General features: G+C 62.0%; 18 protein-coding genes and 1 riboswitch. Of the genes, 6 read left to right on the top strand and 12 right to left on the bottom strand.

Annotated elements, in window-relative coordinates; genetic code table 11:
* Positions 1-28: 28 nt before the first annotated feature.
* Positions 29-134, bottom strand: a riboswitch (TPP riboswitch).
* Positions 135-321: 187 nt separating this feature from the next.
* On the top strand, positions 322-1761 hold the full coding sequence (locus tag HX866_RS28965) for a TolC family outer membrane protein (protein WP_177140937.1): 1440 nt from the start codon (positions 322-324) through the stop codon (positions 1759-1761).
* A gap of 61 nt (positions 1762-1822) precedes the next feature.
* Here HX866_RS28965 and waaA read toward each other — a convergent pair whose 3' ends face one another.
* Together waaA and HX866_RS28955 are read right to left on the bottom strand one after the other, a co-directional pair.
* Positions 1823-3106, bottom strand: a complete 1284-nt coding sequence (waaA, locus tag HX866_RS28960) for a lipid IV(A) 3-deoxy-D-manno-octulosonic acid transferase (RefSeq protein WP_177102863.1) — start codon at positions 3104-3106, stop codon at positions 1823-1825.
* A 23-nt stretch (positions 3107-3129) separates the two neighbouring features.
* Entirely contained in the window at positions 3130-4014 is an 885-nt protein-coding gene (locus tag HX866_RS28955; RefSeq protein WP_177140989.1) for a LysR family transcriptional regulator, read from the bottom strand.
* A 108-nt stretch (positions 4015-4122) separates the two neighbouring features.
* Between HX866_RS28955 and HX866_RS28950 the strand changes: the two genes are divergently transcribed.
* From HX866_RS28950 to HX866_RS28935, 4 genes are all read left to right on the top strand, one after another.
* Entirely contained in the window at positions 4123-4455 is a 333-nt protein-coding gene (locus HX866_RS28950) for a DMT family transporter (RefSeq protein WP_100940484.1), read from the top strand.
* 132 nt (positions 4456-4587) lie between these two features.
* Positions 4588-5763, top strand: a complete 1176-nt coding sequence (locus tag HX866_RS28945) for an NAD(P)/FAD-dependent oxidoreductase (RefSeq protein ID WP_177140936.1) — start codon at positions 4588-4590, stop codon at positions 5761-5763.
* Positions 5760-6572 carry an aldo/keto reductase gene (locus HX866_RS28940; protein ID WP_177140935.1) on the top strand — a complete coding sequence of 271 codons (813 nt, stop codon included), beginning with the start codon at positions 5760-5762 and terminating at the stop codon, positions 6570-6572. The genes HX866_RS28945 and HX866_RS28940 overlap by 4 nt, the downstream gene beginning before the upstream one ends.
* A gap of 41 nt (positions 6573-6613) precedes the next feature.
* Complete coding sequence (locus tag HX866_RS28935; protein ID WP_177140934.1) at positions 6614-7579, top strand: metal ABC transporter ATPase; 966 nt, start codon at positions 6614-6616, stop codon at positions 7577-7579.
* Positions 7580-7620: 41 nt separating this feature from the next.
* Here HX866_RS28935 and hldE read toward each other — a convergent pair whose 3' ends face one another.
* Together hldE and msbA are read right to left on the bottom strand one after the other, a co-directional pair.
* Complete coding sequence (hldE, locus tag HX866_RS28930; RefSeq protein ID WP_177090583.1) at positions 7621-9042, bottom strand: bifunctional D-glycero-beta-D-manno-heptose-7-phosphate kinase/D-glycero-beta-D-manno-heptose 1-phosphate adenylyltransferase HldE; 1422 nt, start codon at positions 9040-9042, stop codon at positions 7621-7623.
* A 115-nt stretch (positions 9043-9157) separates the two neighbouring features.
* Positions 9158-10963: a lipid A export permease/ATP-binding protein MsbA gene (gene msbA / locus HX866_RS28925; protein ID WP_177090585.1), complete on the bottom strand. Its 1806-nt coding sequence runs from the start codon at positions 10961-10963 to the stop codon at positions 9158-9160.
* Between the two features lie 158 nt (positions 10964-11121).
* Here msbA and HX866_RS28920 point away from each other — a divergent pair, with 158 nt between their 5' ends.
* Positions 11122-12327, top strand: a complete 1206-nt coding sequence (locus HX866_RS28920) for an O-antigen ligase family protein (protein WP_177090587.1) — start codon at positions 11122-11124, stop codon at positions 12325-12327.
* 107 nt (positions 12328-12434) lie between these two features.
* On the opposite strand, the gene HX866_RS28915 is transcribed toward HX866_RS28920, so the two are convergent.
* The 8 genes from HX866_RS28915 to waaF form a co-directional block, all read right to left on the bottom strand.
* Complete coding sequence (locus HX866_RS28915) at positions 12435-13316, bottom strand: glycosyltransferase (RefSeq protein ID WP_177090589.1); 882 nt, start codon at positions 13314-13316, stop codon at positions 12435-12437.
* Entirely contained in the window at positions 13313-14464 is a 1152-nt protein-coding gene (locus tag HX866_RS28910; protein ID WP_177090591.1) for a glycosyltransferase family 4 protein, read from the bottom strand. Before HX866_RS28910 ends, HX866_RS28915 begins: the two co-directional genes overlap by 4 nt.
* A gap of 120 nt (positions 14465-14584) precedes the next feature.
* Complete coding sequence (locus HX866_RS28905; protein WP_177090593.1) at positions 14585-16342, bottom strand: carbamoyltransferase family protein; 1758 nt, start codon at positions 16340-16342, stop codon at positions 14585-14587.
* Between the two features lie 181 nt (positions 16343-16523).
* The gene (locus HX866_RS28900) at positions 16524-17978 is read right to left on the bottom strand and encodes a lipopolysaccharide kinase InaA family protein (protein ID WP_177090595.1); all 1455 of its coding nucleotides are present in this window, start codon (positions 17976-17978) and stop codon (positions 16524-16526) included.
* A 39-nt stretch (positions 17979-18017) separates the two neighbouring features.
* Positions 18018-18824 carry a lipopolysaccharide core heptose(I) kinase RfaP gene (gene rfaP / locus HX866_RS28895; protein ID WP_177102886.1) on the bottom strand — a complete coding sequence of 269 codons (807 nt, stop codon included), beginning with the start codon at positions 18822-18824 and terminating at the stop codon, positions 18018-18020.
* A 5-nt stretch (positions 18825-18829) separates the two neighbouring features.
* The gene (locus HX866_RS28890; protein ID WP_177090599.1) at positions 18830-19945 is read right to left on the bottom strand and encodes a glycosyltransferase family 4 protein; all 1116 of its coding nucleotides are present in this window, start codon (positions 19943-19945) and stop codon (positions 18830-18832) included.
* Complete coding sequence (waaC, locus tag HX866_RS28885; protein WP_177090601.1) at positions 19945-21006, bottom strand: lipopolysaccharide heptosyltransferase I; 1062 nt, start codon at positions 21004-21006, stop codon at positions 19945-19947. Before waaC ends, HX866_RS28890 begins: the two co-directional genes overlap by 1 nt.
* Positions 21007-22041: a lipopolysaccharide heptosyltransferase II gene (gene waaF, locus HX866_RS28880; RefSeq protein WP_177090603.1), complete on the bottom strand. Its 1035-nt coding sequence runs from the start codon at positions 22039-22041 to the stop codon at positions 21007-21009.
* Positions 22042-22152: the final 111 nt, after the last annotated feature.

Here is a 22152-nt window from a genome sequence, read left to right as displayed (position 1 = left end):
CCGGACGGAGCACAAGAGGACTCGCCGGGGGACGAGAAATCTTGTTCCCTACGCAGGCGCTAACCTGATCAGGTTCAACGGGATCCGGAATTATCCGATCTCAGCCTCATAGCAAGGCACCCCGACAAGAACAGGCCGAGTGTAGAGAAGACTGCGACATAATGCCATCTCCCCCTTATTCGTCTGGATAAATGGCAGATATGCAGGATTGTTGCCGACCCGCCACCGGCACTACACTCGCTACTTCTTGACGCTGGGCAAGCCAGGCAATAGCCTCGGCCATCGCATTACCACCGTAATATCTACTCTAGGAATCGTCTCATGCTGCGCAAACTTTCACTGGCCCTGGCCGTGTCTTGTGCGACCAACGGATTGGTCTGGGCAGCTGAAACGCCCCTGACGGCCAAGACCGACCTGGTCAGCGTGTACCAGGAAGCCGTGAGCAATAACGCCGACCTGGCCGCCGCCCATGCCAACTATGACGCGCAAAAGGAAGTCGTACCCCAGGCCCGGGCCGGCCTGCTGCCGAACCTCTCGGCCGGGGCCAACTTCAACAGTGTGCATACCTCGATCGATCAACCGGCGGCGTCGATGAACCGCAGCGCCAATATCTATCAGGCGACCCTGAGCCAGCCGATCTTCCGCGCCGACCGCTGGTTCCAGTTCCAGGCCGCCAAGGACATCAACGAGCAGGCGGCGCTGCAACTCTCGGCCACCGAACAGAACCTGATCCTGCAAAGCGCCGAAAGCTACTTTGCCGTGTTGCGGGCCCAGGACACCCTGGCCTCGACCAAGGCCGAGGAAGCGGCGTTCAAGCGTCAGCTTGACCAGTCCAACGAGCGCTTCGATGTCGGGCTCTCGGACAAGACCGACGTACTGACCTCCCAGGCCAGCTACGACACCTCGCGGGCCAACCGCATCGTCGCCCAGCGCCAGGTTGAAGATGCGTTCGAAGCGCTGATGACCTTGACCAACCGTCAGTACAACTCGATCCAGGGCATCGCCCACACCTTGCCGGTACTGGCGCCGACGCCCAATGACGCCAAGGCCTGGGTCGACACCGCCGCCCGCCAGAACCTCAACCTGCTGGCAAGCAACTACGCGGTCAGCGCCGCCGAGGAAACCCTGAAGCAACGCAAGGCCGGCCATGCGCCGACCGTCGATGCCGTGGCCCAGTACCAGAATGGTGACAACGATGCGTTCGGCCTGACCAACCCCAATGCGCTGGGCCAGAACTACGGCGGTCCGGTCAAGCAGACCAGCATCGGCCTGCAATTGAGTATCCCGCTGTACAGTGGCGGCCTGACCAGCTCGCAGGTGCGTGAGTCCTATTCGCGCCTGAGCCAGACCGAGCAGCAGCGTGAAAGCCTGCGCCGCCAGGTGGTGGAAAATACCCGCAACCTGCACCGGGCGGTGAACACCGACGTGGAGCAGGTGCAGGCGCGCAAACAGTCGATCATCTCCAACCAGAGTGCGCTGGAAGCGACCGAGATCGGTTACCAGGTGGGCACACGCAATATCGTCGATGTGCTCGATGCCCAGCGCCAGCTGTACACCTCGGTGCGCGACTACAACAACACCCGCTACGACTACATCCTCGACAACCTGCGCCTGAAGCAGGCAGCCGGCACCCTGAGCCCGGACGACCTGAGCGCCCTGGCGCATTATCTGAAGGCGGACTACAACCCGGACAAGGACTTCCTGCCACCGGACCTGGCGAAGGCGGCTGCGGCCAACCTCAAGGCCAATCCGAAGTACTGACAGGGCTCCGAGAACACTACAAAACTTGTAGGAGCCGGCTTGCCGGCTCCTACAAGGATCGCTAACGCGATCGCGCCAGCAATCGCCCCAACCCGTCCAGCAAACGCTGCAACGCGCCCTGGTTGGCACGCATCACCTTGAGCCCCGCCTCACCCATCTTCTGCGCATCACGCGGCAACTCGAACAGACGCTGCACCGCCACCGCCAGACCGTCGGCATCCTCCACTTCCTGCAACGCCCCCGCCTCACGCATCAACGCGGCGATCTCGAGGAAGTTGAACAGGTGCGGCCCGCTCAACACCGGCTTGCACAGCGCCGCTGGCTCCAGCAGGTTGTGCCCGCCGTTGGGCACCAGGCTGCCGCCGACGAACGCGCTATCGGCCAAGGCGTAGAGAAACAGCAACTCGCCCATGGTGTCGCCGAGCAACACCGCGGTTTGTGCACTGACCGGCGCACCACTGGAACGCCGCACCGTGGCAAACCCCTGCTCCTGGCACAACGCAAACACGCTGTCGAAGCGCTCCGGGTGACGCGGCACCAGAATCAGCAAGGCGTTCGGATAGTTGCCGAGCAATTGCCGATGGGCCGCCAACACCACCGCATCCTCACCTTCATGGGTGCTCGCGGCGATCCACACCGGCCGCTCCTGCGCCTGCCATTGCCCACGCAGTTCGGCAGCGCGTACCAGTAGTTGCGGATCGATGCTCAAGTCGAACTTGATCGACCCCGTCACCTCGACAGATTCAGGCCGTGCACCCAACTGCCGGAAACGCTCGGCTTCGGCTTCGGTCTGCACGGCGATCAGGCTCATTTCCTCTAGCATCGGCCGGGTCAGACGGGCGAATCGCCCATAGCCCCGTGCCGAACGCGCCGACAGCCGCGCATTGGCCAGCGCCACCGGAATCCCGCGCTTGGCGCACTGATGGATATGGTTGGGCCACAACTCGGTCTCCATGATCACCGCCAACTTCGGCCGCGCCGCATCGAGAAAACGCGCCGCCGCCCACGGCAAATCGTAAGGCAGGTAGCAGTGCTGGATTCGCGGCTCGTCGGCGAACAGTGCCTTGATCCGCTCGGAGCCGGTGGGCGTCATGCAGGTGACCGTGATCGGCAGTTGCGGATACTTCGCCAGCAACGCACGGATCATCGGCGCAGCGGCAATGCTCTCGCCGACCGACACCGCGTGCACCCAGATGCCGTCCGGGCGCAACGCCGGCAGGCCGCGGGCAAAGCGTTCACCCACGCGCCGGGCATAAGCCGGCGCCTTGCGAGCCCGCAGCCATAGACGCAACGCCACCAGCGGCAGCCCCAGATGAAACAAAAAGCTGTAGAGAGTTCTATTCATGGCGACGGAGTTTATCGGCTTTTTCAGCCGATCGCCTGCAAGTGCTCGGCAAACCGTTCGGCCAGCCAGCGCGCCGCCGGCCCCAGGGGTTCGTCGCGCCGCCAGACCAGCTCCACCACCAGCGCCGGCGGCGTCCATTCGCTGCTCAGCTCGACCATCTGGTTCTGGTACGCCGGGTATTGCACCACATGGCGCGGCAGCCAGGCCCAGCCCAGGCCACGCATCAACAGTTCGGCCATCACGTAGAAGGAGTCCGCCCGCCAGACCTGCGGGCTGAGCTGCTCGCCACCGGGATAACCACTCTGCTGCGGGGCGATGAGCAATTGCCGATGCCGGGCCAGTTGCTGGCGGTTGACCCGCAGCGACGCCGCCAGCGGATGATTGACCGCACACACCGTGACCATTTCGACACTGCCCAGCGCCCGCCGCTCCAGGGTCTGCGGCATCTGGTCATGGTGGAACAGCAAGCCCAGGTCCGCCCGTCGCTCCACCAGCTTGCGCGCGACATCGCCCTGGGCGCCGCTGGCCAGTTGCACCTCGACGCCGGGGTAGTGCTCCGACAACGCCTCCAGGCTGTCGAGCACCGGCTGATAAGGCATGGCCTCGTCCTGGGCCAGGCGCAAACAGGCCTCCTCGCCGCGCATCAGGGCCAGCGCCCGGCCATTGAGACGCTCGCACTGGCGCAGCACTTCCCGCGCCTCCTCCAGCAACGCGACCCCGGCCTCGGTCAACTTCGGCTGGCGACCGCTGCTGCGCTCGAACAACGCCACCCCCAGATCGGCCTCCAACAGGGCGATGCCGTTGCTCACCGCCGATTGCGCCTTGCGCTGCTCACGGGCCACGGCGGAAAACGAACGCTGCTCGGCAACGCCGACAAACAGGCGCATCTGTTCCAGGTTCCACTGAATACTCATGGCAAACCCATCTTATTTTCAGATAGGTAATGACTTTACCCCATCTGCGGAATCTCTAGAATGCCCACATTGTCAGCAAGCCCAAACACGAGAGATTGCCCCATGCACGCCTACTACTACCTGGCCATCGCCATCTGCGCCGAAGTCATTGCCACCGTTTCCATGAAAGCGGTCAAGGGCCTGAGCACGCCGCTGCCCCTGCTGCTGATCATCGTCGGTTATGCCATCGCGTTCTGGATGCTGACCCTGGTGGTGCGCACGGTGCCGGTGGGCGTGGCCTACGCGGTCTGGGCCGGAATGGGGATCGTGATGGTCAGCGTCGCGGCGCTGTTTCTCTACGGCCAGAAGCTGGATATCCCGGCGATGCTGGGCATGGGCCTGATCGTGCTCGGGGTGGTGGTGATCCAGCTGTTCTCGAAGACTGCAGGGCATTGAAGCAGCTGCGAGCCTCAAGCTTCAAGCGGCAAGCAAACGCGGCACCGACCTGCTTCTAACTTGCAGCTCAAAGCTTGCAGCTCGCCGCTACCCTGTATACTCGGGCCTTGTTTTGAACAATGAGGTCGTCGCATGCCATCCGCTCTTTCCACCGATGTCCTGATTGTCGGCGCCGGCGTTGCCGGTCTCTGGCTCAACGCGCGCCTGCGCCGCCAGGGCTTTTCGACGGTGCTGGTGGAAAGCGCCAGCCTTGGCGGCGGGCAGAGCGTCAAATCCCAGGGCATCATCCACGGCGGCGCCAAGTACGCCCTGCACGGCGCCCTGAGCGGCGCCTCGGAAGCCATCGCCGATATGCCCCGACGCTGGCGCGAAGCCCTGGCCGGCAACGGCGAACTCGACCTGACGGGCGTGCGCCTGCTGTCCGAAGCTCACTACCTCTGGTCCCCGGGCACCCTGGCCGGCAACCTCACCAGCTTTTTCGCCAGCAAGGCCGTGCGCGGCCGGGTCGATCAGGTCAAGGGCGAGCAACTGCCGCCCGCCCTGCAAGACCCGCGCTTCAAGGGCAAGGTCTATCGCCTGGCCGAACTGGTGATCGACGTGCCGAGCCTGATCAGCCGCCTGGCCGAGCTGGCCGGCGACGGCCTGCTCGCCGGCCAAGACATCGAACCGCTGCTGGACAACGGCCAACTGGTCGGCCTGCGGGTCGATGGCCGGGATATCCACGCCCAGCGCATCGTGCTCAGCGCCGGCGCCGGCAACGCCGCGCTGCTCAAGGCCCTGGGCCTGAGCCAGCCGGCCATGCAGACACGCTCCTTGCACATGGTGCTGGTCAAGGGCGCGAGCCTGAAACCGCTGTATGCCCATTGCCTGGGGGGCGGACCCAAGCCGCGCATTACCGTGACCACCCATCCGGCGGCCAATGGCCAGTGGGTCTGGTACCTCGGCGGCGACATCGCCGAAGCCGAAGGCGTCGCCCGCGAGCCCGCCGCGCAGATCGCCACGGCGCAGAAGGAGCTGGGCAACCTGCTGCCCTGGGTCGACCTGAGCCAGGCGCAATGGGCCACCTTGCGGGTGGAACGCGCCGAACCGCTGCAATCGGGCCTGACCCGCCCGGACAACGCTTTCCTCGCCGAGCAGGATCGCCTGCTGGTGGGCTGGCCGACCAAACTGGCCCTGGCGCCGGACTTTGCCGACCGTGTGCTCAAGAGCCTGGAGCGCGACGGTATCCGTCCCGGCCCGGCAGCCAGCCTGCCCGAATTGCCAAAGCCGGCCATGGCGCAAACCCCATGGGAGCAACTGCTGCCATGAGCCAGCCGACCCTCCACGACCTGCATCGAGCCCTCGGCAGCACCGGTTTGCAGGTCTCGCCCCTGGGCCTGGGCACCGTCAAGCTCGGCCGCGACCAAGGGGTCAAATACCCCAACGGTTTCAAGATACCGGACGATCAGGAAGCCCGTCAGCTGCTGCAACTGGCGCGCAACATGGGCATCAACCTGATCGACACCGCGCCGGCCTATGGCCGCAGCGAAGAACGCCTGGGCCCGTTGCTGCGCGGACAACGCCAGGAGTGGGTGATTGTCAGCAAGGTCGGCGAAGAGTTCGAAGCCGGTCAATCGAGCCATGACTTCAGCGCCGCCCACACGCGCTTTTCCGTGGAGCGCAGCCTGCAACGCCTGGAAACCGATTTTATCGACCTGGTGCTGGTGCACTCCGACGGCAACGACCTGGCGATCCTCGAACACAGCGAGGTCTACCAGACCCTCGCGGCCTTGAAGGGCGAAGGCAAGATTCGCGCTTTTGGTTTTTCCGGCAAGAGCGTCGAAGGCGGCTTGAAGGCTCTGGAACAAGGTGATTGCGCCATGATCACCTACAATCTGAACGAACAGGCCGAGAAGCCGGTCATTGACTATGCTGCCCGTCACGGCAAGGCGATCCTGGTGAAAAAGGCCCTGGCCAGCGGCCACGTCTGCCTGGACCCCGGTATCGACCCGGTCCGGGCCAGCTTCGAACTGCTATTTGCACAGCCCGGCGTTGCCAGTGCTATTGTCGGCACCATCAACCCGCTGCACCTCGCCCATAATGTGGCGACGGTCGCCCGGGTCATTCGCCAAAACTGATGCCGCCCAGGCGGCCGACCCCGACGCAAGAAGGAGCCGAGATGCCGCGGACGCTGATACGCAAGAACCCCAGCGACTTCAAGACCCTGCCATTACTCGTCGAGGCGACCCCCGAAGGCTTGTGCTACCAGAGTGTCGGGATGCCGCTGAACTTCGCGCAAACCTTGCACAAGCGCAAGCCGGTCTCGGTGCCCGACCCCGAGCGTTTCAGCGTGGAGCTGGCCAACCTCGGGGTATCGGTACGGCTGACGCTGCACTGGCACAACCGCGACTACTGGGTACTGGTCCGCCAGCGCCGCCAGGACCGTGGCGATGTGGTGCTCAAGCTGATTTCCGGTTATGTCCCGGCCCACGAACTGGCCATTCCACTGCTCACCGCGATTGCCGAAATCGCCGAAGAGTGCCTGCTGGAAACCCCGGAAGGCTGGCTTATCGGGCGCTTCAACGACACCTGGTTACCGGCCCCCTACTCGACGGCGCTGCACTATCGAGAAGCCCTGCCCTTTCGCCTGACGCCTTTGTCCGGCGCAGCACGACCCGTGCGTTGCGGCGCCCTGCAGTTGATGGAGCGACCGCAAACCTACGTGCACCTGCCAACGGCCTCATTGCAGTTGATCTATGACCTGCGGCTTGAGGTTCCCCGCGAGGCCAAGTCCCTGAGCCTGTTCCATGTCGACGAACGCCTGGAGAACGATCAACTGGTGGCGCGCCTGGACCGCAGCCGACCCGACCTGTACCTGATGCCGCTCAAGGACGGGCAGCCCTGTGCCGAGCTTTACACCCTGAAAAAAGATCAACTGCATCCGGCGAGCACCCGTGGCCTGTACCTGGCGGAAAGTTTTGCCCAACAGGAAGGCTGGGTGGTACGCGAGGAACGGATTCGCTGGAAGGATTGGGTCCATCAGCAAGGACTGGCGGAGCCTGAAAAGGACTCGAAGATCAGACGCCTGACCGGCAAGGCGCGGCAGATCCTGCGCAAGATCGTGCCGGTGAAAAGCGGACGCTGACACAGGAAGGGGAGCCGGCTTGACGACTCCCTTCCCGCGCTTCAGTTGCTGCGGATCTTCTCGACAATCGCCGTGGTCGAGCTGTTTTCCACCAGCCCCAGCACTTTCACCGTACCGCCATAGGCCGTCACGATGGAAGCGCCGACCACCTGGTCGATCCCATAATCACCGCCCTTGACCAACACATCCGGCTTGACCTGGGCCAGCAGGTTTTCCGGCGTGCCCTCGGGGAAGCTGATCACCCAGTCCACCGCACCCAGGCCGGCCAGTACGGCCATACGCCGATCAACGCTGTTGATCGGACGCCCCGGGCCCTTGAGACGGCTTACCGAAGCATCGTCATTGACCGCGACAATCAAGCGATTGCCCTGGGCTCGCGCCTGCTCCAGGTAGGTCACGTGACCGGCATGGAGAATGTCGAAGCAACCATTGGTGAAGACGATCGTCTCGTTGTGCGCGCGGGCATCGTCGACCGCCAGCAACAGTTGTTCGAGGCCCAGCACACCGCGCTCGGAACCTTCCTCACGCTGGATTGCCCGGCGCAACTCAGGCGCACTGATGGCCGCCGTACCCAGCTTGCCGACCACGATGCCAGCAGCCAGGTTGGCCAAGGCCACGGCGTGGGGCAGTTCTTCACCCGCGGCAATGGCTGCCGCCAGGGTCGAGATCACCGTATCGCCGGCACCGGTCACATCAAACACTTCACGGGCCCGGGCCGGCAGGTGCAGCGCCTGATGATCAGGACGAAGCAAGGTCATGCCATGCTCGCCACGGGTCACCAGCAAGGCGCCGAGGTCCAGGTCCTGCATGAGCTGGGCACCCTTGGCCACCAGTTCATGCTCATCGGCACAACCGCCGACGATGGTTTCGAACTCGCTGAGGTTCGGGGTGATCAGGCTCGCGCCACGATAGATCGAAAAGTCCTTGCCCTTGGGGTCGGCCAGCACGGGAATGCCCCGCGCCCGGGCGGCCTGGATAAGGACCTGATGATTCTTCAAGGCGCCTTTGCCGTAGTCGGACAACACCAGCACCTTGACGCCTTCGAGCAGGCTGTCGACTTCGGAGGCCAGGGCCAGGGCATCGGTGGCAAAAGGTTCTTCAAAGTCGATCCGCAGCAACTGCTGGTGACGGCTCATGACCCGCAGCTTGACGATGGTCGGCTGGTGCGCAATGCGCTGGAACAGCGCCCGGACCCCGGCGCCCTTGAGGCTGTTGGCCAGGCTGTCGGCGGCCTCGTCGTCACCGGTGACGCCCACCAGCGATGCCGGGGCACCCAGGGCAGCGATGTTCAGGGCAACGTTGGCGGCGCCGCCAGGACGATCTTCGATATGCTCGACCTTGACGACCGGTACCGGTGCCTCAGGAGAAATCCGTGAGGTACCACCATGCCAGTAACGGTCGAGCATGACATCGCCGACCACCAAGACAGGGGCTTGATCGAATCGCGGCATGGACAACTTCATGGAGCAACCCACATAAAAAATGAACAGGGGCGCGATATTAACACAGGGTTGCCGAAGGCTTGCCTAGACAAAAAACAGGGCGCAACGATCAGCATCGTTGCGCCCTGCTGACGGATCAGACGATCCCGGCGTGTGCCGGTTCGTCCAGGCCCATGGCATTGAGCCGGGCGTAGTAACCGTTCTGGGCCAGCAGCTCGGCATGGGTGCCGCGCTCGACGATACGGCCCTGGTCCATGACCAGAATCAGGTCGGCCTTCTCGATCGTCGACAAGCGGTGAGCGATCACCAGGGTGGTGCGCCCTTGCATCGCATGATCCAGGGCGGCCTGGATATGCCGCTCCGACTCGGTATCGAGGGCCGAGGTCGCTTCGTCGAGGATCAACAGCGGCGCGTTCTTGAGCAATGCCCGGGCGATTGCCAGACGCTGGCGCTGGCCACCGGAGAGCAGCACGCCGTTTTCACCAACCAGGGTGTCAAAGCCCTGGGGCAGTTGCTCGACGAAATCCTTGGCATAGGCGTCTGCTGCCGCGGCCTCGATATCGGCCCGGGGCGCGCCGGCCAGATCGCCATAGGCGATGTTGTTCGTCACAGTGTCGCTGAACAGCGTGACATGCTGGCTGACCTGGGCAATGTGTCGACGCAGGTTCAGCAGTCGATAGTCCTCGATCTCCACGCCATCGAGAAGAATCTCCCCGCTGTCATGGTGATAGAAGCGCGGGATCAAGGCCGCCAGGGTCGACTTGCCGCTGCCGGAACGACCAACCAGCGCCACCATCTGACCGGGTGCGACACTGAAGCTGACGTTATCCAGAACCTGACGTTCGGTACCCGGATAGGTGAAGCTCAGGTTGCGCACTTCCAGATGGCCCTTGACCGACTCACGCTCCACGGTCCCGGTGTCCACTTCAGGGGCAACGTCGAGTTGCTCGAAGATACTTTCGGCGCCGGCCACACCCTTCTGGACCGTGGAACTGACTTCGGACAACTGGCGAATCGGCTTTGGCAGCAAACCGGCCAGGGTGATGTAGGCGATCATGTCGCCCGCCGAGGCGTCGCCACGCAGGTAGAGCACCAGGAACAGGAGCACGGCCATGGCGCTGTAGATCACCATCTGCAGCATGGGCGTATAGATCGCACCGGTGCGGGTCATGCGCAACTGCCGGTCGGTGTTGCTCAAACTGGCCTTGAGGAAGCGCCGCTGCTCGTAGGCTTCACCGCCGAAACTGCGAACCACGCGATAGCCCTGGATGGTTTCCGAAGCAACGTGGGTGACATCGCCCATGGCGACCTGGATTTTCTTGCTCTGCTTACGAAACTTCTTGCTCGACGTGCTGACCATCACCGCGATCAACGGCAGGATGGCAACCATCACCAGGGTCAGGCGCCAGTTCATCCACAGCAGCGAGAGGAACAGGAACACCACGGTCATGCCTTCGCGGATCACCACCTTGATCGCGTCGGTCACAGCTCCAGTGACCATGGTCACGTTGAAGGTGATGCGCGAGATCAGATGCCCGGAGTTGTGGGTGTCGAAATAACGATTGGGCAAGGTCAACAGGTTGTTGAACAGCTCTACCCGCAAATCGTGGACCAGTCCCAGGGACACCCTGGCCAGGAAGAAGTTACCCAGGTACGAACCCAACCCTTGCCAGGCGGCGATCAGTACCAGCAGCAGGGGCACCGCCTGCAGCAACCGCAGGTCACGCAGGTAAGGCACTGTTGGGAACAGAGCAGCCTGCGGATCGGAAAGGCCGTCAACGAAATATTTCAGAATGTAGCCGAGCATCGGCTGGGTCGAAGCGAATATCAGGAAACCCACGATACTCAGGGCGAACAGGCCGATATAAGGCCGTACGTAGCCGAGTAGGCGGAAGTATACTTTCAAGCTCGAGGGGCTTGCGCTGAGACTGGATTCGGTCATATCACGCGGCGATTATGAAAAAGGAGGCTGACTTTAGCACAGCTTCCCGGCTGTACCTGCACGCGGTACAACCAACAATACCAGGCCTCGACCAATGACATTGCAATGCCGCCCACTTATCATGGGCACTGAACACTCTTGTGGAATGACCTGCCTGCATGCAAGCCAATCGTCTTACCTCTGCGTCAACGCGTATTTTCGACTTCCTGTGTCAATGGATTCTGCCGCTGGGCTTGCTGATCCTGCTTTCAGGGATGTTCTATCTCAGGAGCCGCAGTGCGCTGGCCACCTTTTACCTCGGGCTGTTCGGTATCCCCTCGCTGCTGATGCTCTGCCTGCGCCCAAGGGAAATCAAGACCCTGCTGGGAGAGCCGATTATTGCCGGGTTCCTGGCGCTCTGTATCTGGCTGTGCCTGAGCGTACTGTGGAGCCCTCCGGCAAACCCGGATTTCGGGATGATGAAAATCCCTCTGCAACCGCTCATGCTCTTCGCCGGTTGCGCCATGCTGCTGCAGTACCGCAATGAGGCCTTGAAACCCCTGATGTTCTGCGCGGCGATCATCGCCCTGGTCGCGACCATCAGCTATCTCGTGCCGTTCATCAGTACCTATGCGCCAGGTGAACGCATGATCGGAAGAGCAGCCTTCACCAACCCGCTGCTGAGTTCCCATCTGTTCGGCTTTTTCTGTATTTACTGGTTGTGCATGTGCATTACCACCCAGCGCCTGCCAACCCTCTGGCTCAGCGTGCCAGCCATGGCCATCATGTTGATCGCGATCATCGCAACGGGGTCGCGGACACCGCTGGTAGCCCTTGTGCTGTCCAGCGTGTGGCTAAGTATTGTCAGCCGCAATCGAAGGGCCTTGATCATGGTCGCGGGCGTGCTGTTGGGCTCAGCCGCCATCCTGCTGTTATTCCCGGAAATCCTCGGCGACCGCGGCGGCTCCTATCGCCTGCAGATCTGGCAAGTCGCCTTGGGGAAAATCGCCGAGCATCCCTGGATCGGTCACGGATACAACTCCGACCTGCATATTGATGTTGGTATCGGCTATCTGCTGGCGGAGCCCCACAATTTTGCCCTGGGGGTTCTCTACTACATCGGGATTATCGGCATGATCCCCTGGGCCTTCGTGTTGTTCTGGGGACTGCTCAGCGGCTATCGGCAGCGCCTCCAGCCACTCTTCGTCCTCGCCTCGACACTGCTGGTCTACGGCATTGGTGCCGGCCTGACCGAAGGCGGCGCAGTACTCACAAGACCGCGCGAGCACTGGTTCCTGCTGTGGATCCCCCTGGCCCTGATCGCGGGCCTGAGCATCGTCAATCGCCGCAATCAACTGGCAAAGAGCAAACAAGCTCAAATTTGAGTCATGTCCTGCTCGCTGACAATCCATGCCGTCGTGACCCACACGACGGCAAGAGGACCAACAAGCGAGCAGCGGGCATCAGATAGCGTTTAAGCCAACCCACGCTGCTATCCCTTATTCTGCGGCGAGAAAAACAAGCGACCCACACCCCGCCAGGTCTTGCTATCAAAGTATTTGAACGGGAGTTGCTTGAGCAACTCGCGAGCCAATGGCCGATCTCGACTGGCGGTTTTGACAAACATCGAGTTCAGGAATTTGTACCGCGCGATATCGTAGCCCGGATGGTCGCTGAACAAGGCATAGGTCTTGAGAACGTTATCGATCATGAACCGGTGGTTCTTGTACGAATTGGTCGGATGTTGGCGGTACTGGGCCATGACCACATTCAGGATATCGATGTAATAACCGGCGTGACTGATCTTGAGCTCGATGTACAGATCTTCCAGGGGAATCTGCGGATCGAAGCCACCGACCTTGTCCAGGGCCTCACGGCGCAGCATCAGCGTCGGTGCCGGCGGAAACGGCTTGAGCCCCATGAACATGTCGTCGAAGCTCAGACGCCGAAAGGGTAGATCACGGCGCTGGCGTTTTTCCGGCCTCAGCTCGCCATGGCTATCAATCAGCTCGATATTGCCGGCACAGATACCCACTTCGGGCTTATCGGCCATATAGGCAACCTGGGCGGCGATCCGATCAGGGCACATGATGTCATCGGAGCCGAAAGAGACAATCAGGCTACCCTTGGTCCTGGCAATGACACCGTTGAGGGTCCGCGTCAGCCCCTGGTTCTCCTGGGTCCGGAAATCAAAGCCATGCTCGGCCTGCAAGCGCGTGATGCGCTCGACGCTGTCGTCTTTCGAACCATCGTCGACCACCAGCAGCTCAATATTCGGATACGTCTGTCCAAGCACGCTCAGAATGCTCTGCTCGATGTAGGGCCCATGGTTGTAGGACGCAATGACGACTGATACCAACGGCTGCGAACTCATGCCCGGCCTACCTCACGCAGAGTGTTTTCAATCAGGTCCAGGTACTTTTGCCGGAACTCCGCCAGGGTGTGATTCTCTTCCAGGTAACGATAGGCCTGCTCGCCCTTGGCGCGCAGTTGCTCATCCGTCATTGCCAGGTAGGTATCCAGTGCGGCGGCCAGTTGCTGCACATTGCCCGGGTCGTGGGACAGGCCGCCGGCACCTTGCACCAGCGGCAACATCGCCGGGACGTTGGAAGCGATGACCGGCAAGTGCCCGCTCATCCCCTCCAGCAACGCCAACCCCAGCCCTTCGGTCAACGAAGGCATGGTCCAGATATCAAACGCCCGCACGTACTTCATGGCATCTTCGCGGAACCCGAGCAGATGCGCACGCCCCGTCAGTTCCAGGCGCTCGATCTCCGCCCGCAAGTCCGCTTCAGCGCGCCCGGAGCCGATAATCGCCACCTGTGCATTCGGGTACTTGTCCTTGAGCAAGGCAAAAGCCTGCAGCAAATGGTTATGCCCCTTGAGCGGCACCAGTCGCCCCAAAGCCCCGATGACCCTTGGCTCGGATGCAAGGCCCAACGCCTCGCGGGCCTCGTCACGTGTCAACTGCAACGCCTCGGACTGTTCGATATCGATGGCATTGGTGACATAGGTGGTGTTCTGCGGCGTGAAGCCACAGTTCAAGCCCACGAGATAGTCCCTGACTGCCGGCGAAACACCGACGAACTTCCAGCTCGGGCTGACCCAACGCTGATGATGGCTACGACGATAGCTGCGCTCGTACTCTTCAACGGCGTGGACGACCGCCATGCACAGTGGGATTTTGAGCCAGCGATTGAGCGTCAGCATCATGTTCACTGACTTGTAGCGGTTGCAAATCACCACATCGAACTTCTGCTCGCGGCAGTACTTGTAGATCCGCCACATGGCTCCCAGGCGACGCACGCCCTTGATGGCCGCATAGGAAAATTCGAAATACTTGGAGTGCTCCGCCACGCTCAAGGGTTGCCCTGGTTCCGGATGCCCCCGGAGAAAGGCTGACGTCACCTCGAAGCGATCGACTGGAAGCGATTTGACAATCTGCTCTCCCAGATCGGCAAAGTCATTTTCCTTTACCCGGTAATCCGGCAGTAGCTGCAAAACCTTGAAACGGGGCTTCATATATTCTCCATGCTGCAATGATAGTGGCGCCGCGACCATGAAAGTGGATCAATGGGCTAACAGTCCTGCTCGCGGCCAGCCTTACAAGCAGCGGAGCCTCAGCCGCCGAAAAAGACGACATCAGTCCTGTGAGTCATAGGCCTGCGCCCCGTCCTTGACCACTAGGATGTCTTCCATGATCAGGTATTGCAGGTCCGAACCGAAGAACATGTTCAGGGCATCGGTCGGCGAACAGATCATCGGTTCGCCGCGACGGTTCAGCGACGTATTCAGGGACACACCGTTGCCGGTGAGCACCTCCAGCGCCTTCATCATGTCGTAGTAGCGCGGATTGTATTCGCGCTTGAGCACCTGGGCCCGCGAAGTACCGTCCTCATGGACGACTTCCGGTACGCGGGTCTTCCACTCTTCAGCCACTTCGAAGGTGAAGGTCATGAACGGCGCCGGGTGATCGATCTTGATCATCTGTGGCGCCACGGTGTCGAGCATCGACGGGCAGAAAGGCCTCCAGCGCTCGCGGAACTTGATCTGGTGGTTGATCCGATCCGCCACGCCAGGGATGCTCGGGCAACCGATGATCGAACGACCGCCCAGGGCCCGTGGACCGAACTCCATGCGCCCCTGGAACCAGGCCACCGGATTACCATCGACCATGATCTTGGCGATCTGCTCCGGCATGTTATCGAGCTTGCGCCACTTCGGCGCATTCTCGTGACGCGCACAGGCGGCGATCACGTCTTCGTTGCTGTAGGACGGGCCGAGATAGACGTGTTCCATCTTCTCCACCGGCACACCACGGGCATGAGAGACATAGGCCGCCGCACCCACCGCCGTACCGGCATCACCGGAAGCCGGTTGCACGAACAGCTCCTTGACGTCGTGGCGGGCGATGATCTTCTGGTTCAGCTTGACGTTCAGCGCGCAACCGCCGGCGAAGGCCAGCTTGCCGGTTTGCTTGAGAACATCGCCCAGGTAGTAGTCGATCATCTGCAGCGAGATCTTCTCGAACAGCGCCTGCATGCTGGCCGCGTAGTGAATGTAGGGCTCGTCGGCAATATCGCCTTCGCGCTTGGGCCCCAGCCATTCGATCAGTTTCGGCGAGAAGAAGAAGCCCTTGCCCTTTTCCTTGTAGCGACGCAGGCCGACGACGTTGGCGTAGTCGGTGTTGATCACCAACTCACCGTTTTCGAACGAGGCCAGACGTGAGAAATCGTACTTGCTGGCATCGCCGTAAGGGGCCATGCCCATCACCTTGAATTCGCCGTCGAGCATTTCAAAGCCGAGGAACTCGGTGATCGCGCCGTACAGGCCGCCCAGGGAATCCGGGTCGAAGAACTCCTTGATCTTGTGGATCTTGCCGTTTTCGCCATAGCCGAAGAAGGTCGTGGCGTACTCGCCCTTGCCGTCGATACCGAGGATCGCGGTTTTCTCTTTGAAACCGGAACAGTGGTAGGCGCTGGAGGCGTGGGCCAGGTGGTGCTCGACCGGCTCGATCTTGATTTTCTTCGGATCGAAGCCCAGTTGCTCCAGGCACCAGACGATCTTGCTGCGATAACGCTTGTAGCGGCGGTTACCCATCAGGATCGCATCCAGGGCGCGATCCGGGGCGTACCAGTAACGCTTGGCGTAGTGCCAGCGAGCCTTGCCGAACAGGCTGATGGGGGCGAACGGAATCGCCACCACGTCAACGTCGGACGGTTTGATACCGGCCTGTTCCAGACAAAATTTCGCCGACTCGTAAGGCATGCGGTTCTTTGCATGCTTATCGCGTACGAAGCGTTCTTCTTCGGCCGCAGCAATCAATTTGCCATCGATGTACAACGCTGCGGAGGGATCATGACTAAGGGCGCCAGACAGGCCGAGAATCGTCAATGCCACAGGGGGTTAGCCTCTCAAAGTCTACAGACAGGCGACAGGGCGCCTGGAAAAAATGCGTTGCCACCAAAGGGGCGGCGAACAACTAAAGGGCGGGATTATAGCAAGGATTGCCCACTTAGGAGCCGACCGCGGGCAGACGAGCGCTCTGGCTCGCCTGTCCCGGCCTCCTGCGGCAGGGGCATCAGCCCTGGTGGGGCGCGGCCGAACGGGGCAAACGCTGATCGATCACCTGGTACAAAGCGCTGCTCGTTGGCCAGTTGCGCATGAAGCGCGCCCGGTCTCGGGCATAGGCCTTGGCGAAGCTGTGCGCCGAACTGTGTTGGCGCATCGAGTCCAGGTCGATCAGGGTCCAGCGGTCGTCCTGCCAGAACAGGTTATGCCCCTTGAAATCACCGTGACTGATACGCTCGCGAATCAACTCGGTGAACAGTTGCTCCAACCCGTCGAGCTCGGCCGACGGCACTTCGCCCGACTCCACGTAGGGCGCCAGGTGTTCGATCACATCCGCTCCGGACAGATGCTCGGTGAGCAGATAGGCGCGGCTGCGCAGCCAGAAAAACCGTCGTTCCAGCACCGCGAGGGGCTTGGGCGTGGAGAACCCGAGGAACGCCAGGCGATTGCCCTCGCGCCAGGAGTGCCAGGCTCGGCTCGGCCGCCAGAAACGCTTGAGCCAATGACTGAAGCCCTTGATGTTGTAGCGCTTGAGCACCAGCGGACGGCCGTCGACATCCACTCGCCCCACCGTTGCCGAACCACCATTCTTGTACAGCGGGCCTTGAGCGAGCAGCGCATCGGCCTGCTCCAGCACCGGTCCCAGCACCGCGCTTTCTTCGCGGCGAATCGCCCGCAGGCCGAAGGCGCCACTGCGCACGCTGAACAGCGAGCACTCGCGCGCGACCTTGCGCAGAAAGTCCTTCAACCGCCAGGCCCGGACCTTGTCCACCTGCTTGAGCAACGCCTCCAGCGGTAACGCATGCTCGCCATTGCTCAGCAGGTAATGCACCAGCAGCTCTTCGATAAAGGGTTCGAGCGCCTTGGGCAACTGGGCGAAAAACACCCCGAGGTTTTCCAGCACCTTCTCCCGCGACAACGGCTTGCCCGCCTGTTCGACACGGATCCCGCCCCCATCGATCAGATAGAGGGTACCGTCACGGAGCAGCAGATTGTCCAGGTGCAAGTCGTCCTGCCAGAGGCCCTTGCTGTGCATCTGCGCAATCGCCGTCAGCGCCTTGGCCAATACCGCTTGTTGCTCATCGGCCAGCAACGGCAGCGACTCGACCTTGCTCCAGGCGGTCGCCAGGCTCTCGGCGCCTTCGATAAACTCGAACAGCAACCAGCCGCCCTCGCCCTGCTTCAAGCCGTCGACCAGCAACAGCGGCGTGCTCAGGCCCTGCTCGGCCAGCAGCCGAACACCCCGCAACTCACGCTGGAAGTGCCGCGCCGCCTTGCGGCCCACCAGTAACTTGGCCAGCACCGTGCGCCCACGCCAGACCCCGGCACCGACATAACGCTGGCCAGGCAGCACGCGCAACAGGCTCAGCAACTGCAATTGTGCGCTACCGGCGGCGTCCTCCAGTGCAAGGCTCAAGGGTAATGCCGGAGCCCGTCCGGCCGCTTTCAATTCAGACAAATGCATCAACGAGTTCCCTTCACAAACGACGCAGGCGCAGCGACATCAAAGTGCGCCGCCGTAGCGCTGCTTGCGCTGGTAGAGTTTTTCCGCCTTGGTTTCCATCCAGGCCAGCAGCGCTGCTTCATCACGCAGGATCTGGCGCAACGGCTGCAGGAAGTAGCCCTTCAGGAAACGCAGCTTGTCGCGCTGGGTCAAACCGATATCCAGCGCCGAGAAATAGAGCCCGGCCAGATCCTTGTTGCGCCAGCGGGGCGTGATGGCCGCACGGGTCTGGGCACGATGCAGGTCGATGACCGAAATCTTGAGGTCATCGGCCGTGACCGGTTTGTCGGTATGCAGCAGGAAGTGGCAGATATAGCAGTCGCGGTGGTTGACCCCGGCGCGGTGCATCATGCCGGTCATACGCGCCACTTCAGCGATCAGCGCATGTTTGAGCCGAGGCTCGGGCGGCTGCGTGGGCCAGTCCATGCAGAAGAATTCAAGACTGATGGTCGGCGCCAGTTCTTCAGTGATGATGAACGAATGCTGGTCCGCCGGATTGTTGCCACGCTCGCCATAAGCCACGGCGGTCATGGTTGGCACACCGGCTTGCTGCAGGCGCTGGATCGCCTGCCATTCGAGGCCCGCCCCCAGGACCGGCAGCTTGGCGGTCAGCAGGTTCTTGAAAATCTCGCGCCAACCGATGCCACGGTGGATCTTCACGAAATAACCACGACCGGCCACTTCCGTACGCAAGGTGCGCCGCACCTCCATCTCACGGAAAATCTCGCCTTCCAGGCGCTCGACCTCAGCGAACGCATCGCGCCCACTCCACAAATGTTTGAACGGCTCAGCCAGGATCAGCTTCATCGTTATTACTCCTCCAGAATCTTGTCTGCTGCGCGTTGCGGCAGGCTGTAGAGGTCAGTCGTCTCGGCGAAGGCCAGACCATGCTGGCTCCACGTCAGGCGCGCAGCCTGATCGGACAACATCCGCGCCAGATATTGATTGAGCTGGGCCTGCCCGAAAGGCTCATCCAGCACCAGCCCGCTGTCGGCTTCGGCAATGTAATGGGCATAACCACAGACCGCGCTCACCAGCGCCGGCAAACCGGCCACCAGGGCTTCAAGCAGAACCATGCCGGCATTTTCGTCATAGGCCGGATGAATCAGCAGATCGGCACCCAACAGGAAGCGCGGGATATCGCTGCGCCCCTTGAGGAACTGCAGCCGCTCGCCCAAGCCCAGTGCATCACCCTGCGCCTGGAAAGCCTTGGCGTTGTCCTGGCCGATCACAAAAAATCGCGCGCGTTTTTTCAAGTCCGGCGGCAACGAAGCCATGGCCTTGAGGCTGCGATCCAGGCCTTTTTTCTTGAACCCGGAACCGATCTGCACCACCAGCAGGTCATCGTCAGCCAGCTTGAACTCACGGCGAAACTCGGCGCGGATCTCAGCGGCATCGGGCGGTGCCCGGCGATCCAGGGCAATCCCCGGCGGCAGCATGTGCAGGCGTTCCAGCGGCGTGTCGTAATACTTGATGAACAGCTCTTGCTCCGCTTCGGAGATCATCATGATTTCAGTCTTCGTATCACTGGCGAACACGGCCCGCTCATACGCGGCGAAATGACGATAGCGGCTCCAGAGGCGATACAACGGACCGTGCAGATTCTGCGCCTTGTCTTCAAAGCAACTGTCGGCGGCGTAATAGACATCCAGACCGGGCATTTTGTTGAAACCGACCACCCGATCCACCGGATCCTTGGCCAGATCGGCGTTCATCCAGGCCGTGAACTTTGCATAACGCCAATGATTGAACAACGCCTTGACCGGCACCACCCGCACGTCGAAGCCCGGCGGGATATCGCCGTCCCAGCGCAGGACATAGACACGGATCTGATGCCCGCGCTGCTGGCATTCCAGGGCGATGCGCATGAAGTCACGCTGCAAACCGCCAAAGGAAAAATATTTGTACAGTACAAAAGCCAGTTGCATCAGTGCTTATCCTCAGTCATTAACAGGGCGCTCAGTCGGCTGGCCACACGTTCGGGATTCAACCGTGTGAAGCACAGAGGCAACTCGCGTTTCAGATCGAAGCGCTGCTGGTCCTCCGCTGTCGGAACGTAGGTGCATTTCTTTTGAAGACAGGGCGAGCAGGAGAAATTGCTCGCCAGATGGATCTGCGAACGGCCATAGGCCCCCGTCAGCATCGAGCTGGTCGGACCGAACAACGACAGCGTCGGCACATCCAGCGCAGCCGCCAGGTGACCGAGACCGGTATCCACTGCCACACAGGCCGTGGCGGCGGCAATCACTTTCGCGACCCCGGCCAGATTCAGCCTGGGCAGGACCACGACATGTTTCAGGTTGCGGGCAATCCGCTCGGCCCGGGCCTTTTCCTCGGCATTGCCCCAGGGCAGCTTCACCGGCACGCCTAACTGGCCCATGCGCACGGCCAACTCGCGCCAGTAGGCTTCCGGCCAGTGCTTGGTGTCCCAGGTGGTGCCGTGCAGAAAGAGCACGAAAGGCGCCTTGCGCGGCAATTCGACCAGTTTGTCGACATCCAGGCCGTAGTCGCCGATGCCCCTGGGCAGGTCGTAGCCCAGCGCCAAGGCAAACAACTGGCGCATGCGATCAACCGCATGCTGATTGCGCGCCACCGCCAGGCGCCGCGAATAAAAGCGGCTGGCCAGGGGCTCGCGGGCCGACTGCTTGTCCGGGCCGGCCACCGGGGCCTTGGCATAACGGGTCAGCAACGCGCTTTTCACCAGGCCCTGGGCATCGATCACCAGATCGTACGGGTGGGCGCGCAGGCTCTCCTTGAAACGCCGCCACTCGCCGCTCTTGATGGTCTGCCAGACATTCTCACGCCAACGGCGGATCGCCACCGGGATCACTTTATCCACCGCCGGGTGCCAGCCCGGGAGTTCGGCGAAGCCTTCCTCGACCACCCAGTCGAAGCGGATCCCGGGAATCGCCCGCGCGGCATCGGTGAGTGCCGGCAAGGCATGGATCACATCCCCCAGGGAGGAAGTCTTGACCAGCAATACGCGCAATTAGTGGACCTCGACCGCAGTACCTTGCAAACGCTGCAAGGCTTCGTTCACAGGGGTCGGCTCAAGCTGGCGCAAACAGTTGTAATGGCCGAAGCGGCAGGTCCGGTCGAAACAGGGGCTGCACTCCAGGCCCAGGCGAACGATTTCCACCTGGTCGGCCAGCGGCGGGGTAAACGCCGGCGAAGTCGAGCCATAGACCGCCACCAGCGGGCGGTTCAACGCGGCGGCGACGTGCATCAGCCCCGAATCATTGGAGACCACCGCATCGGCGCACGACATCAGGTCGATGGCCTCGGCCAGGGACGTGGCGCCACTGAGGTTCACCGCCTCCTCCCGCAGCCCCGGGATCAAGCGCTGGCGAATGTCCTCGCCGACGCCATGATCGTTCTTCGAACCGAACAGCCAGACCTGCCAGCCTTCACGAATCCGCGCCTCGGCGACTTTCGCGTAGTGCTCCGACGGCCAGCGCTTGGATTCGCCGAACTCGGCTCCTGGGCACAGCGCCAGCACCGGGCGATCCAGACTCAGCTCGAACTTGGCCAGCGCGGCCTCGCGGCTGGCCGGGTCGATCTGCAAGCTCGGCCGCGGATACGGCGTCGGCAGGCTCTCACCCGGCGCATAGGCCAGGGCCATGAAGCGCTCGATCATCAGCGGATAACGTGCTTTATCCAGCTTGCGCACATCGTTGAGCAGACCGTAGCGCAACTCGCCGCGCCAGCCGGTGCGCTTCGGCACGCCGGCAAAAAAAGGCACCAGCGCCGACTTCAGCGAGTTGGGCAACAGGATCGCCTGGTCGTACTGACCGACCAGGGACTTGCCGATGCGCCGCCGCGTGGCCAGTTCCAGCGCGCCGTGGCCGAGCGGAAAGCTCAAGGCGGCCCGTACCTCGGGCATGCGCTCGAGGATCGGGCGGCTCCACTCGGGGGCCAGCACATCGATCTCACACTGCGGATGACGCTGCTTCAGACACTGGAAGAGTGTCTGGGCCATCACCATGTCACCGACCCAGCTGGGCCCAACGATCAGAATATTCATAGGTTTCCACAAACGATGCGGGGAGGCTTCTGCCTCCCCGCCTCTAAAATTCTGTAGGAGCGAGCTGGCTCGCGATGGCCTCCCGGAGGTCGGTGCAAGATCAGGGGCCTC

Origin of the sequence: Pseudomonas gingeri, from assembly GCF_013386165.1 — a bacterium.
GTDB classification, from domain to species: Bacteria; Pseudomonadota; Gammaproteobacteria; order Pseudomonadales; family Pseudomonadaceae; genus Aquipseudomonas; species Aquipseudomonas gingeri_C.
Note: the sequence above shows the minus strand (reverse complement) of the source record. Positions and strands in the feature narration are given on the sequence as shown.

Coding starts and splice junctions, on each gene's coding strand:
- HX866_RS28910 (WP_177090591.1), bottom strand. CDS start 14,464: ATGAAGCCCCGTTTCAAGGTTTTGCAGCTACTGCCGGATTACCGGGTA.
- hldE (WP_177090583.1), bottom strand. CDS start 9,042: ATGAAGTTGTCCATGCCGCGATTCGATCAAGCCCCTGTCTTGGTGGTC.
- waaF (WP_177090603.1), bottom strand. CDS start 22,041: ATGAATATTCTGATCGTTGGGCCCAGCTGGGTCGGTGACATGGTGATG.
- msbA (WP_177090585.1), bottom strand. CDS start 10,963: ATGACCGAATCCAGTCTCAGCGCAAGCCCCTCGAGCTTGAAAGTATAC.
- HX866_RS28920 (WP_177090587.1), top strand. CDS start 11,122: ATGCAAGCCAATCGTCTTACCTCTGCGTCAACGCGTATTTTCGACTTC.
- HX866_RS28940 (WP_177140935.1), top strand. CDS start 5,760: ATGAGCCAGCCGACCCTCCACGACCTGCATCGAGCCCTCGGCAGCACC.
- HX866_RS28890 (WP_177090599.1), bottom strand. CDS start 19,945: ATGCAACTGGCTTTTGTACTGTACAAATATTTTTCCTTTGGCGGTTTG.
- rfaP (WP_177102886.1), bottom strand. CDS start 18,824: ATGAAGCTGATCCTGGCTGAGCCGTTCAAACATTTGTGGAGTGGGCGC.
- HX866_RS28965 (WP_177140937.1), top strand. CDS start 322: ATGCTGCGCAAACTTTCACTGGCCCTGGCCGTGTCTTGTGCGACCAAC.
- HX866_RS28950 (WP_100940484.1), top strand. CDS start 4,123: ATGCACGCCTACTACTACCTGGCCATCGCCATCTGCGCCGAAGTCATT.
- HX866_RS28915 (WP_177090589.1), bottom strand. CDS start 13,316: ATGAGTTCGCAGCCGTTGGTATCAGTCGTCATTGCGTCCTACAACCAT.
- HX866_RS28900 (WP_177090595.1), bottom strand. CDS start 17,978: ATGCATTTGTCTGAATTGAAAGCGGCCGGACGGGCTCCGGCATTACCC.
- HX866_RS28945 (WP_177140936.1), top strand. CDS start 4,588: ATGCCATCCGCTCTTTCCACCGATGTCCTGATTGTCGGCGCCGGCGTT.
- HX866_RS28935 (WP_177140934.1), top strand. CDS start 6,614: ATGCCGCGGACGCTGATACGCAAGAACCCCAGCGACTTCAAGACCCTG.
- waaA (WP_177102863.1), bottom strand. CDS start 3,106: ATGAATAGAACTCTCTACAGCTTTTTGTTTCATCTGGGGCTGCCGCTG.